This is a genomic window from Paenibacillus sp. FSL R5-0923, assembly GCF_038009145.1.
GTDB lineage: Bacteria > Bacillota > Bacilli > Paenibacillales > Paenibacillaceae > Paenibacillus_AQ.
This window is the reverse complement of record NZ_JBBPAT010000001.1, coordinates 823,731-837,561: the sequence shown is the minus strand read 5'-3', so window position 1 is coordinate 837,561 and position 13,831 is coordinate 823,731. Positions and strand designations below refer to the sequence as shown.

Here is a 13,831-nt window from a genome sequence, read left to right as displayed (position 1 = left end):
AATATTGCGTTCATTCGATTTATCAAGAAATCGAGTGAGCAATATTTAGCATTAATCATTAGTCTTTTCTAGGTCGATCATAAAGATTCCGAATATCGGGACTTCGAACTCAAGTGTATGATTTCCCTTTATTTTCAGTTGCTCTACGCTTCTCGAAGGTCGATTAATCGCATTCCAATACGCAATATCTTCGAAGGACAACTTTTTACATTTTCTTAAATCAGCAAGGTCTAATCGCTGATCTATCTGCTCAGTTGTTAATCGTTGCTTGATCAATCGGTATGTCCCTTCAAGGTTTGTAAGTTCCATCTTCACAAAGACATAGGGACTTTTTGCCTTATGCCAAGCTAGTTCCAGTTTTTCCTTATTTTCATTGATAAACAGATGTTGCTCTTCTTCTGGATAAACAGTTAAAATGCGGTAATTATCTTGCTGTTTTGTCACGATACATGAGTTGTTTTTGAACACAATCTCATCAAACAAGCGACTCACAAACTCTGTCGCATACCAATTGTCCTTGTAACGACCATCCGGTGTAAGTAATGAAAGCTTACTTGCCAGCTCATCTGGAAAATACTCAAACAACTTCGCAGAATCGAGTGATAAGGGGGGGAAATAGTGACCTGCAATTTCGTTTTGATTCATTAGGTTTATATATTGCCAAATGCTTGCATTTGCTTGCGCTAGATCCGAATAGGCGTGTAGATAATCATCCTGATCGTAAATCAGCATTCGATCCAAAATACGATTCTGATCTTGTATGTTTGTATTCTCACCAATGACCCGAATGTAGTCTTCATCAAATAGATAATTAAGCGCAGTTTCAAGTGGAATCTTGCGCATACGGGTCCAGTCATCAATGCAATAAACGGCATTATGGCAGATTATATCAAGCAACACCGCATCTTCTGGCGGGATGGGAAAATGAATGACCACGTTCATATAGTTTTTAAAAATTGAAATGGCATTCACTAGCGACAGACGCAATTGCCTGCTATTTTTCATTTCATAGAAGCAGCGGAACTCGTACATCCAATCCTGACTTGTCATATAATTTTGCTGCAGATGGAGATTCAATTCAGTCATTACCGTTTGAAACCATTCATTGTTATGAAATCCCCGCTTCTCCCAATCATCCAAATCTATAGATTGAAATTGAAGGTAGGGAATCATGCCAACAGACACGATCTGCTGCAATATTCGATCCAACTCACTAAATGAACAGACCAGCTTCCCTTCGCTCAACCGTATATCCACTTTTTTAAAAATACGATTGACCGCTACCCACTTCACCCCTAGACGCTGACGCACTTCGAGCAAACGGCTATCCATAAGTTTACCTTTTATTTTAAGAACATGATTCACCTTTGAGTACTGGCCGATCGTTTTATGCAAATCTAATTGAACCTCGATGCGATTGGGGGCAATAGATGGGCCAGCCGGTAATTCACCTAACGGCACATACGGCGATAGTAAGGCTAATACATCTTGGGACAGCTCCGCATCGACACGATTCTGCACCGCTCTTATTTGACGCTGTTCACGAAATTCAGCAGGTGAAAGCTCATACCTTATTTTAAATGCCTCGTTAAATGAGCGTACATTGGGAAAGCCGTTAGCTAAAGCAATCGTGACAATCTTCTCGTTCGTATTTTCCAGCATACGTAAGCTATGAAACAATCGCACTTCTTTGATGTAATTTCCGATTGAAATCCCTAGCTGATTTTTAAAGGAATGTGCCAGGTAGTATTTGCTACTATAAGACTTTTCAGCAATCTCATCCAGGCTGAGTTTGTCCGCATAATTAACATTGATATATGATACAATTTCTTTTACCTTATCCGAAGCAGTATGAACTTGCTTCTTTTCATCTTCTGGCCCAAGATATCGGTACAGCAATCCGATTAAACGTTTCGAATACCCTTCGATGATATAATCAGAACCGGCTCCCGGATATATCCTTTCGACGTACAAGTACGCCATACAATTCTTCACAAGCTCATATCCATCTTTTTTGTACACCATCGATAGTGGAATGTTAAGCTTAAATGCCGGAAACTCCTCTTGATACTCATTGGTTAGAAACTTTACCGAGAGCGTCGCATTCTCTTCACTGCCAATTACACGAACAATATCACCTTTATTGAAAACGAAAATATCGCCTGTCCGAATCAAAATATCCGAACCGTTTCGCATAATTTCCAGATAACCAGAAAGAACAAACCATGCCGTTAACTCCGTCATAAGTAGAAAATCCACTTCCTCAATCGTTTCGATTGCGGCCAGTACGATTTGATCTGATCCATTTTTCTTCTTATTCAAAATCAACAATCTCCTCTTCCAACATGAAAAAATATGTTACTGTTACTGAGTACCTGACCATTTGCTCATAATTATTGATTATAAACGATTGCTCTCTGAAATCTAAAAAAATAGGACGGTGCATCATATGGTATTTGCATTTCTGTTTATATTCGCTATGTACGCGGCAAGTAACTATTACATCGCAAGAAAAATTTTTAAATGGTTACAACATGTATTTCCAAGTATTAATGGGATTATATACGGAGTCATCTACAGCTTGTGTGCGGTAACAATCATTATTAATTTACTATTGTCCTCTTCAGCTATGACGACCGATTCAAGTATTGTTAATTTTATTGGCCAATTCGGGGACTATTGGATGGGGATCTACTTCTATTTGTTCTTGCTGTTACTCCTTTCCGATGTAATCTTACTTATTATTAAATGGATCAAAATCATCCCCTCCCCTGCGCCAAAACGTGTTATTTTTCATACAAGGTCAGTAGTATTAATTCTAGTCATAGGGTTGGTGTCCTATGGGATTTATAATGCGAATCAGATAAAAGAAGTTACTTATCCGATCCAAATACATAAAAGCACGTCGTTAGATCATTTAAATATTGTTCTGATCAGCGACTTACATTTAGGCTACGTAAATGATGTAAAGTTTATTGAAGACGTTGTTGATCGTATTAATAACATGCAGCCGGATATTGTGTTGATGTCAGGAGATATATTTAATGGTAACTACTATGCGCTCTCTAATCCTTCCAAAGGAATAGAGTTATTAAATACTATTCAGTCTACCTATGGGGTTTATGCTTGTTTAGGTAACCATGATGCAGGACGATCATACGATGAGATTGTGAACTTTATAGATAAGAGTAATATTAAACTTCTAAATGATGAGCATGTCGTTATTGATAATCAATTCGTTGTAGTTGGCAGGAGAGATTCATCACCGATTGGTGATCAAGGAAATGCTAGAGCAGTTACTTCTGAAGTGATGGGTAACATTGATACAACTATGCCCGTTATCGTAATGGATCATCAACCCACGAATATGATTCAGTACGGAGATGATGTCGATTTAATACTTAGCGGACATACGCATCAAGGACAAGTATTTCCTGCAAATCTAATCACCAACGCTATGTTTACAGTAGATTACGGGCACTATCAGAAAAATCAGAACAGCCCTAACGTCATCGTCACATCTGGTGCAGGGACTTGGGGACCGCCATTACGCATTGGAACGAATAGTGAGATAGCACTAATTAAAGTTGATTTTAAATAGAATGATTTATAAAAAAAAGCGGACAGCCTTTGGACGAGAATTACCGCCCTAGACTGCCGCTTTTTATAGTTTTACCTAAGGTTGGTGCGGAGAATATCCGTTATCTTGAAATTTGTCTCTCTACATCATACAACGGTTTTTACCCATATCCTCCTGTAGCATAGTCTAGCGATTATAAATACCTTCTTTTATACATCAAGGTAACTTGACCTGCTATGTATTCCGCACTATATTGGCTGCCATCCTTAATCCACCACATAATAATCCCTAATAGTGATGCTGCAATAATATCAAGGGAGACAACCTCCTTAGTGGAATCTATGTTTCTCACGTTTCTTCGCTTTTCGATAGTATTTTTTAATAGGTTGGTTAATTGGTTTTTGAAGCCTTTGTGCTCTACCAATACAGCAAAGATTTGCCGGTATTCATAAAAATAACTTAAAAATGTGACCAACTGCTCCTGCTCGATACTGCTCTTCACTTGTAATAACGGTTCAACCTTCATGGACAGGTCATCAAAGATTTCATGTACGATCTGGCGCAATAAATCGTTAATATCCTCATAATGCAAATAAAACGTTGCACGATTCAGCTCAGCACGGTTGGCGATTTTTTGGACAGTCAATTGAGAAATCTCCACATTCTCGGCCAATAATGAAAAAACAGCATTTTTCAGCATCTTTTTTGAGCGAATGGCTCGTGGATCAACTCTTTTATGTTCGGACATTTCATCCCTCTATTATCGTTTATATAGTATTTCATCAACTAATTTACCCATTCTGTCGATTAGTCGACATTTTCAATAAAATTGCAAATAGGAATACCGTTTAAATGCTGATATGATTTATTTTATCGACACTGTGTCGAAAAAGCAATGAAGAGAGGCCTGCACCATGCAAGAAGATATTAAGGAAATAAATAAAGGAATCCTACTAACCATTCTAATTTTTGGTTGTTTCTTATCTACACTCAATCAGACGCTTTTAAATGTCGCCTTAAGTAGTCTGATGGATGTATTTGATGTCACGGCAACAACTGTACAATGGATTTCAACGGGTTTTATGCTGGTCAACGGGATATTGATTCCGATTACAGCCTATTTAATGAAACGTTTTACAACACGTCAATTATTTCTAAGTGCCATGTCATTTTTATTAATTGGCTCAATCATTTGTGCAGCAGCGCCGAGCTTTAGTCTACTCTTAGTCGGACGGATGATCCAAGCTGCAGGTGCCGGTATTATAATGCCGCTCATGATGAGCGTTGTGCTCGCTATTTTCCCTGTTGAAAAACGCGGCAGTGCTATGGGACTGCTTGGACTGGCGATGATATTTGCTCCTGCTATTGGGCCAACGCTCGCAGGATTTATTGTTGAATATCACTCTTGGCGCTGGTTATTTATCGGCCTCATTCCACTCGTCATCATTGTTATAGCGTTGGCATTCAAGTATTTAGTGAATGTATCCGAGACGTCTAAGTCTAAGCTTGATGTAGTAAGTGTTCTTTTATCAACCGTTGGATTTGGCTTAATTTTATACGGCTTCAGTAGTGCAGGCAGTAAAGGCTGGGACGATGTAGTAGTAATTCTGACCTTAGGGATCGGGATCGCTGTTACGGCCGTATTCTGTCTTCGACAAATCAAGTCTGATGATCCACTGCTGAACCTGTCTGTCTTCAAAAATAAAGTTTTTACGATGACTTCTCTTATTAACGTATTAATCACGATGATGATGTACGCAGATATGATTTTATTGCCTATTTATCTGCAGAATGGCCGTGGTTTTACAGCATTTGATGCAGGACTACTATTGCTGCCAGGGGCGCTCGTAAATGCGTTCATGTCACCCGTCACCGGTAAATTATACGACCGTTTTGGTGCTAAACCACTGTTCATTATTGGTTTACTCTTTATTATTCCATCTATGTGGGCGGTAACTGATCTATCTGAATCTACAACGTATACGTATCTAATGATTCGTACCATTGGCCTGCGAATTGGATTAAGCTTCATCACTATGCCACTCAATACGGCTGGACTAAATGCACTGCCCAAACAACTCGGCACCCATGGTACAGCAGTGAACAATACCGTTCGCCAAATTGCCGGAGCCATCGGAACTGCTGTCGTAATTACGATTTATACTGTGCAGGCAACAAGTCATGCGGCCACAGTGATGCAGAGCAATCCCTCTACTACTCCTGGGATCCTTAAATCCCTTGCATCCATTCTTGGGGCAAGTGACGCCTATTACTTTATGATGATTTTATCCGTCGCCGCGTTTGTTATAACATTATTTATGCCGATGAAGAGCAAGATCATGTTTGAAAAGAAAGCAAACCTAGTTAACAAGGAATAACCTTATAACGTGGAATGTAAAAAGGACAGCGATCAGCTGTCCTTTTACATTATTAATAGCTATTCCCGGCTCACCGGCTTACTCTTGTTTATATTTTTCTTTCAGAATGCTGGAGCCGATTCCCCCGACAACCATTAAAATCAAAGAACCGAAGTTCCAAAAGAATGACCCGCCATTCAAGGTAATCCCTAGCGCCGTTACTTTGTTCAGAAAGAGAACACAGAGTTTAATCACTAACAGCACAATGCCTGCTATTACGAAGACATCAAATACAAACTTTAATTTCGGGTGAGCTAATTTCTTCCCTTCTTCTATCACCTTTTTGGTCAACTCCTCGTCACTTCTTAGTAACTCATCGATAGTTACCCCAAAAAGATCGCTTATTTTAATAATGATTTCAATGCTTGGGTAGTTTTGACCATTCTCCCATTTCGAAACCGACTGTCGGCTTACAAACAGCTTCTCGGCCAGTTCTTCTTGTGACCAACTTTTTTTATTTCTTTCCGCTTTTAACTTCTCCCCAAAGATCATAGCAGCAACTACCTTTCTGCAATTCTTAAGCCTATATTGGATTAATCGTATGCAGAAGTAAAGAACGCTTTAGTTGCAGCCCCGCAACCCTAAGTTGCGATCAACACTAGACTTGTGAAAGGTCTTCGCTTGCCGCTACTTAATGTTGGTCTCACTCAAGCTTGATTACTTTTCCCCTTTTTACTTCTAATCGAATACAGGATGAATAATAAAATAAACCATAACGGAGTACATAATAGAGCCGGGCGTGTCTCTCCAGCGAATAACATGATGATCAGTATCCCAGCGAACAAGGTTAAGACAATATAATTAATAGCCGGTGTGAACGGTGCTTTGAATTTCGATCTCGCCTGTAAGTCTGGCCGGGTTTTCTTGTACTTAATATGGCAGATGAGAACAATGCCCCACACCCATATAAAACAAATGGCGCTTATCGTTGTCACGATTCCAAAAGCCTGTTCCGGAATAAGTTTACTCAAAAGAGCCCCTACAGATATGACAATTGTAGAAATGAATAACGAGTTGGCTGGTACATGGTTTTTATTTAGTTTACCCAAATTAGGTGACGCCTGATCGTTTCTGCTCAAATTATAGAGAATTCGGCTTGTCGAAAACATCCCACTATTACAAGCAGAAGCGGCTGAAGTTAATACGACAAAATTAATAATCCCTGCGGCAATTGGAATCCCTACTAAAGTAAAGGTTTTTACAAAAGGACTCTCTGCCGGACTGAGCTCCGTCCAAGGATTTATGCATAGCAGGACGAAAAGCGCACCAACATAGAAGAATAGAATCCGTAAAGGAATTTTATTAATTGCCGATGGAATATTTTTCTCCGGATCCGCTGTTTCCGCTGCCGACACCCCCACCAATTCCACACCGACATAAGCAAATACAACCATTTGAAAAGAAAATAAGAAGCCTGATATGCCGTTCGGAAAAAATCCCCCATGCTCCCATAGGTTTCGTACCGTCACCGATCCTGCATCCGTCTTAAACCCTATGATCAGTAAAATGACCCCAAGACCAATCAAGGCGAGAATCGTAATTACCTTAATTAAAGCAAACCAAAATTCGAGTTCCCCAAAGCTCTTTACAGTTAATAGATTAAGTCCTAATAACACGACTAGACAGGCGATGGCAGGAACCCACTGCGGGATATCAAACCAGTACTGTACATATACGCCAACAGCAATGACATCAGCCATAGCCGTCATGATCCAGCAAAACCAATAGGTCCAACCAGTAATGAATGCGACCCGTGATCCAAGGTAGTCTTCAGCAATATCCGTAAACGATTGATAGCCCGCTTTAGATAATAGGAGTTCTCCCAGTGCTCTCATCACAAAAAACACAGCAATACCCACGATTAAATACGTGATCATAATGGATGGGCCTGCCTTCTCTATCGCCTTGCCTGATCCCAAGAATAATCCTGTACCAATGGTGCCGCCAATAGCAATAAGCTGAACATGCCGATTAGCCAGCTCTCTCTTTAATTCTGGTTGTGCCATACCTAGTTCCCCCTTGTGAGTACAATAAATTGGAATAAAAAAAGAGAGATTGGATGTCATCCAATCTCCCAGATCGTAAGAATATCAAATAATATTCGCCCTACTGATGGCGATCAGCATGACAAATACATATTCAGTACTCTTCTGTCCTTTTGCCTGAGATTGTGAACCCTTCGGCGCCGCGGAATTTCCGCAGTCTCTCCAGAAGCTGCTCCAGCTAAAGTGTAATCCTTAGCCATCATAGCTCGTGAATTATGAAGTTGATAAAGCGGTAACGCAGTAAAGCTGTTCTGATATTCTAACATATTACTTGTGATGTGAGTGTTAATCAGTGATAAAAGTCTCAAGAATTTAAAGTTAGCCTCATGAACATACTACTTTTTGAAAAGCAAAAAACTAAAGGAGTATGCTAATGAAAGCCGCTATAGTAAAGAAATTCAAAGAAAAGTTAGAGCTACAAGACGTACCTAAACCAAAACCCGGACACAAAGAAATCCTTGTCCATATTCACGCGTGCGGAGTGTGTCATACTGATTTGCATGCTGCTCATGGCGATTGGCCCGTCAAACCGAAACTCCCTCTTATTCCCGGACATGAAGGCGTTGGGATTATTGAAGAAATAGGTGAAGGAGTTACACACTTAAAGGTAGGAGACCGAGTAGGAATTCCATGGCTGTACTCAGCCTGCGGTCATTGTGAGTATTGTCTTACAGGAAGAGAGACTCTTTGTCTCGATCAGCAAAATTCCGGATATTCCGTAGATGGCGGATATGCAGAATATTGTGTGGCAGCTGCCGATTATGTAGTGAAGGTTCCTGATAATCTAAGCTTCATCGAAGCGGCACCTTTATTTTGCGCTGGCGTTACGACCTATAAAGCTTTGAAAGTATCAGGTGTAAAGCCAGGTGAATGGGTAGCCATTTTCGGCGTCGGAGGATTGGGTCATCTTGGTGTACAATATGCAAAGGTGATGGGAATGAACGTAGTGGCCATCGACACGTCGGATGAAAAGATGGAGCTTGCCAAACAGCTTGGCGCAGACAAAACCGTAAATGCATTAAAAGAAGATGCGGCAGACTGGATTCAAAAAGAAATCGGCGGAGTGCATGGTGTCGTTTGTACAGCGGTTGCGAAAAAAGCATTCGACCAAGCCTACCGGGCCATTCGCCGCGGCGGTACCTGCGTCATGGTTGGGCTGCCTCCTGAATCCATGGATGTCCCAATCTTTGATACAGTATTAAACGGAACAAAGGTAGTCGGTTCGATTGTCGGCACTCGCAAAGATTTACAAGAAACATTACAATTCGCTGCAGAAGGAAAAATCAAAACCATTATTGAGACACGTAAACTAGAAGATATTAATGAGATCTACGATCTGATGTTAGAAGGCAAAATCAATGGTCGAATCGTCCTTGATATGACGAAATGATCAATAATAAAAAGTATGCTACCATAATATTTATTACAAGCCACAAAATTTGAGGTGATCGGAATGTTAGAACGTTCCATGGAGAATGTAATGGAATCCGTGAAGGGAAGGAGTGATGTGTAAAATAAAAATGAAAAAGGATGATAACAATGAATAAATACCAAACTATAAATAGCGATGGATTTGGGAGAAGAACGCGGAGATGATGACAAAGCTGCGCACAATATTCGCCGATTGGTATAACGAAGCCAATAACGACGAAGACCCTAACAAATGCCTGCTGCGCATTCGCCTGACAAAGGGCCTGTGGAATGACGCCCATAAAGCGATCAGAAATGAGATTGATTTTGTCAATAAGACGGCAAATTAAGTGGTCACTCCCTTTTTTTCGCCCTACTTATGATAAGGCTCACCGCGCTGTCTGTAACGGCAAGTTATAGGGCCATCCTTTGTGGGGATGACCCTTTATTAATCTAGATTTGTTCAGTTGTCATCTTCGTTAACGCCTACATTTCGCTCACATAAGAGCGTTATTTTTTCTTCACTGGTATCCAGATTTCTCCTGAAACATTCCCATGCCGCGCCATTCCATAATACATTTCGAAACTAGGGCCCTCAACCTGTTCGTATTCAGATGTCGGAAACCACTCAGAATAGATTCGTTGCCATAGTTTTTGCATATCACATTACGGCTCCGGGAAAATCGCCCACGTTAATGTTGGGACAGAAAGTTTTGTGAATCTCTCCGGAATTTCAAGACCCTTAGGTAACCTCTATGCTCAATACGGTAATTCATTTCGACATCCCCTTTTATTGAAATATGAAAGGACATTCGAGGATAGGCTTTTAGAGAAACGCCTGTATCGCGCGCAGATGTCGGCATAATACCATGAAGATTCTTAAAGGCCCGTGCAAACGCCTCCGGCGAATCATATCCATATTTCATAGCTACATCAATAACCTTTGAGTCTGTTGTCTGCAGTTCGAATGCCGCCAATGTCAACCGTCGACGTCGAATGTACTCCGATAACGATACGCCAGTAATAAATGGAAACATTCTTTGAAAATGATAGGTAGAGCAACAGGCTCTCTGTGCTATTTCATCAAATGAAATAGTGTCCGCTAGATTTGTTTCGATATATTCCATGGCACTATTCATCCTGTCCAACCAATCCATCGTATTCCCTCCCTTCAAGGTAATTTTATCGGAAATAAAAAATGAATACCTTGCAATTTCTGCACGAAAAAATCAGCAAAAAACTTGCCCTTATTTATGATACGGTTCCCCGCGCTGGCTGTAACGGCAAGTTTTAGAGCCATCCCATTTGGGATGGCTCTTGTTGAGTCCTCAGCTTTCATCTTGTACACCGATCACAATTTTCGAACCGGCAAGTTCTGATTTTATATTACCGTTGTTCGATCAATCCATACTTTGGGCAGTTACCGACTCGCTGCCTCGATGATCCAGTCGGTCAATTCGTTGATTTGTCTTTTCACGGCGATCGGGTCGCGGTACCAGGATTGGTTCTCCGTCCATATAAATACCTTATTGTTGCGAATCGGCTCTAGCGACCCCCAGATCGGATCAGCCTGCAGCGATTCCAAGCTGACTTCCGTCGTCAGAATCAAATAATCACCCATGTACTCCGAAAGTTTCTCCAGCGAAAATTCATAGTAGGATTCCTCCAGCATAAATCCTGGAACCGTCGTCGTCGGCTTCAGCCCCATTATTTCATACATCAGCCGGCCGCCCCGTCCCGACTTCGGACCAAAAAGGCTCACGTTTCCATCGTACTCTTGCATAATCGAAAGCGTCTCTCCTTCGGGAACGGCTTGTTGGACTTTCTCCCGAATGTCTGCAATTTCCTTCTCGAATTGTTCGTTCCATTTCTCCGCTTCCTCGCGTCTATCTAGCAAGTCGCCGAAATACAGCATTTCTTCCTGAATGGATGCAAACTGATTGTAAGGAACAGATACTGTAGGTGCGATCATCTGATATTTCTCGACTACCTCAGGCTGTGGATTATGCGTTATGATTAAATCCGGATTGAGTTCCAGCAGCTTCTCTAACGAGTCGCCTACATCCGTCACCACGTCCAGCATTCCCTCGAGATAAGGACTCGACATCAAGAACGATTCGGCTGCGATCGGCTGGACATCCAACGCAAGTACGGTGCCGAGATAAGAAATTGCCGCTACGCGCTGAGGGTGTGCAGGAACCTCGACATCGCCGAAAGCAGTCTTGACGATCTTGATCTCCGAAGATGTCAAAGCCTCTGACTCTTGGGCGATCACGGTTGGAGAAGCGCTGACGGCAACCTGGCTGTGCGTTGCGCCTCCGTTGTTCACCGACCCACCGCAAGCCGTTAACATCACGGTCAAGCATAACAGCATCACTGCATAAAAACTTCTGGTTGCTCTAGTCATTTTATTCGCCTCATCCTGTTGAAATTGATAATCAATATCACTCACATGAAAAGGATAGCGTAATAACCGGCTTGGAACAACGGACGATTGTGACATATTCCTTGCATAATCTGAAACGAACTGGCCATATCGTTTACGATATTGACCCGGCGTTATGCCGGCATACTTTTTGAACATGCGGCTGAAGTAAATGAGGTCGGGATAACCGACATGCGATGCTATTTCCTGTTGCGTTGCTATCGTGCCAGCCAGCAGAGCCTTCGCATCTTCCATTCGGAAACGAATGACGTAGTCCAGCGGACTGAGCCCCGTCTGTTCTTTACATTTTCGCGAAATGTATTGTTGGCTGTAATTCAATTGCCGAGCAAGCTCTTCAAACGAGATCGGCTGGCGGTAATTCCTGGACAAATGCCGAATAACTTGCTCAGATAAGGATGGCTCGCCGGCTCCGAACAGGCGCTCCCTCAGAACAGCGTGAACGAAGCGGATAAAGTCTCCCTTGGCCGACAGCCGGGTCAATCCGTCGTCAGATTTAAGCCAACCGTCGCGTATCGTTTGAAGCAGCTCGAGCATGGCCAGCGGCTCGCCAGGCGGGAACCCCCAGCTTTCCAGAAACGGGTCGGATTCCTCCATCATCATATGAAATTCGTGCGAGGCCGAAGCGGGGAGAGACGCTTTGTAGAGTACGATATATACGTTCAGTGCTTCTCGGCTCCGAACCGTCACCTGAGAGCCTTTGCCGGCGTGCAGTACATAAAAACGATCGCACAGCCACACCTCATCGTCAACCCACAACTCACCTTGTCCTTGGAAAGCGAATAAAAACGCGCTTGCCGGCAATCGGTATTGATTCAAATCGTTGTCGATTCCGGTCTGCATTAGCCGCACATCCAGCACGCGCATAATCACCTGGTTCCATATTTGTATAAGTCTCAGAACGTCCATAGCTGATTCGCAAGCTCCCTCTAAATTATCTAAAAGATAATCATTCTCAATTGAATCATGTTTCTAAACACAATAACGAATACGGCTAGCGCTGTCAACAAGGTGTTGCCGGATGAGATAAGGATGCGAATAGCGAGGCATACGGCTGTTTTTCCGGAGTCTGTCCCAAAAGCAAAAGACGCTTGTCCCCAAAAAATACATGCGAAAGTGTCCAAGCGTCTATCAATGAATCGTGAGGGCCTTTCTTTGATCTCTCAATTGTCTTAATCATTAGCATACAACTCAATTCTAAATCCAATCATTGTTTGTGTATGCAAGCAATTTCACCGGGCGAGACCAACCCTTGAGCACAGGCTCCAGTACTAAATCCTGAACAGCGATACTATTCAGGGCTGTACGATTAATCCATGACAGCGCGAGCGTTCCCTCGCCCATATGAGCGCCTACCAAAGGGACAAAAGTCATGATCTCTGTCCGCACGGAAGGCGACATTCCCTTAATAGCCGACTCCAGGCTCAGCGCCTCTTCCATATTGTTGGCATGCATAATACATACATCCTGGTACCGCCCGATATCCTTATGGATGGTCTCCAGCAGCTTTTGCTTCGTCTTCATGAAGGTACGGATTTTGTCTACGACGACAATTTTTCTCTAATCGAACTTCAGCAGCAGGTGAATCCGCAGCAGCTGGCCCAGCAAAAGCTGAGAGCCGGAGAGCCGCCCACTGCGGTGTAGCTGACCCAGGCTGGCGGGGATCAGATAGAAGGACATTTCTTCAATGATATTGTCGATTCTGTTCTTGATCTCTAGTCTGATAAAGTAAATCAAATGCCGCTTTCTCGGCTTCCTACCTGAGAAGTTTCTGCTTATACACGATTATAGGAATTAATCATCCACACTCAAATCCAATTATTGTGTAGACAATAAAAAAGCTCGCATAAGCCTGTTTACACATTGTTTTCCATAGAGAGTGACCTACCCCACTCCTACGGTCCGCATACTGTAAATACAGGCTCCTGCGAGTTTT

The 13,831-nt window shown here is 42.2% G+C and carries 9 protein-coding genes, 2 pseudogenes and 1 riboswitch; of the genes and pseudogenes, 4 read left to right on the top strand and 7 right to left on the bottom strand.

Translation table 11 applies throughout. The annotated features are described in order from the left end of the window. Nucleotides 1-51: 51 nt before the first annotated feature. Nucleotides 52-2,322 (bottom strand): helix-turn-helix transcriptional regulator, encoded by a 2,271-nt coding sequence (locus MKX35_RS03755; protein WP_076298085.1) that lies wholly within the window; start codon nucleotides 2,320-2,322, stop codon nucleotides 52-54. Nucleotides 2,323-2,449: 127 nt separating this feature from the next. Here MKX35_RS03755 and MKX35_RS03750 point away from each other — a divergent pair, with 127 nt between their 5' ends. Continuing rightward, nucleotides 2,450-3,601 carry a metallophosphoesterase gene (locus tag MKX35_RS03750; RefSeq protein ID WP_076285036.1) on the top strand — a complete coding sequence of 384 codons (1,152 nt, stop codon included), beginning with the start codon at nucleotides 2,450-2,452 and terminating at the stop codon, nucleotides 3,599-3,601. Nucleotides 3,602-3,773: 172 nt separating this feature from the next. Here the strand turns inward: MKX35_RS03750 and MKX35_RS03745 are convergent, their stop codons facing one another. Beyond that, nucleotides 3,774-4,328, bottom strand: a complete 555-nt coding sequence (locus MKX35_RS03745) for a TetR/AcrR family transcriptional regulator (protein WP_076298086.1) — start codon at nucleotides 4,326-4,328, stop codon at nucleotides 3,774-3,776. A 166-nt stretch (nucleotides 4,329-4,494) separates the two neighbouring features. On the opposite strand from MKX35_RS03745, the gene MKX35_RS03740 reads away from it, so the two are divergent. Beyond that, nucleotides 4,495-5,958, top strand: coding sequence for a DHA2 family efflux MFS transporter permease subunit (locus tag MKX35_RS03740; RefSeq protein WP_076298087.1), 1,464 nt, complete (start codon nucleotides 4,495-4,497; stop codon nucleotides 5,956-5,958). Nucleotides 5,959-6,036: 78 nt separating this feature from the next. Here MKX35_RS03740 and MKX35_RS03735 read toward each other — a convergent pair whose 3' ends face one another. Together MKX35_RS03735 and MKX35_RS03730 are read right to left on the bottom strand one after the other, a co-directional pair. Beyond that, nucleotides 6,037-6,489, bottom strand: coding sequence for a helix-turn-helix domain-containing protein (locus MKX35_RS03735; protein WP_076298088.1), 453 nt, complete (start codon nucleotides 6,487-6,489; stop codon nucleotides 6,037-6,039). Between the two features lie 155 nt (nucleotides 6,490-6,644). Continuing rightward, on the bottom strand, nucleotides 6,645-8,003 hold the full coding sequence (locus tag MKX35_RS03730; protein WP_076298089.1) for an amino acid permease: 1,359 nt from the start codon (nucleotides 8,001-8,003) through the stop codon (nucleotides 6,645-6,647). Nucleotides 8,004-8,137: 134 nt separating this feature from the next. Further along, a riboswitch (glycine riboswitch) is annotated at nucleotides 8,138-8,218 on the bottom strand. 197 nt (nucleotides 8,219-8,415) lie between these two features. On the opposite strand from MKX35_RS03730, the gene adhP reads away from it, so the two are divergent. Further along, on the top strand, nucleotides 8,416-9,432 hold the full coding sequence (adhP, locus tag MKX35_RS03725) for an alcohol dehydrogenase AdhP (RefSeq protein ID WP_076298090.1): 1,017 nt from the start codon (nucleotides 8,416-8,418) through the stop codon (nucleotides 9,430-9,432). A 202-nt stretch (nucleotides 9,433-9,634) separates the two neighbouring features. Beyond that, nucleotides 9,635-9,802, top strand: a complete 168-nt coding sequence (locus MKX35_RS03720; RefSeq protein WP_218641847.1) for a hypothetical protein — start codon at nucleotides 9,635-9,637, stop codon at nucleotides 9,800-9,802. Between the two features lie 160 nt (nucleotides 9,803-9,962). Here the strand turns inward: MKX35_RS03720 and MKX35_RS03715 are convergent. The 3 genes and pseudogenes from MKX35_RS03715 to MKX35_RS03705 all read right to left on the bottom strand — a co-directional run bounded on the left by MKX35_RS03715 (nucleotide 9,963) and on the right by MKX35_RS03705 (nucleotide 13,632). Continuing rightward, a pseudogene (locus MKX35_RS03715) lies at nucleotides 9,963-10,609 on the bottom strand (AraC family transcriptional regulator). Between the two features lie 263 nt (nucleotides 10,610-10,872). After that, nucleotides 10,873-12,585 carry an AraC family transcriptional regulator gene (locus tag MKX35_RS03710; RefSeq protein WP_341043798.1) on the bottom strand — a complete coding sequence of 571 codons (1,713 nt, stop codon included), beginning with the start codon at nucleotides 12,583-12,585 and terminating at the stop codon, nucleotides 10,873-10,875. Between the two features lie 507 nt (nucleotides 12,586-13,092). Beyond that, nucleotides 13,093-13,632, bottom strand: a pseudogene (locus tag MKX35_RS03705) (DegV family protein). Between the last annotated feature and the right edge of the window lie 199 nt (nucleotides 13,633-13,831).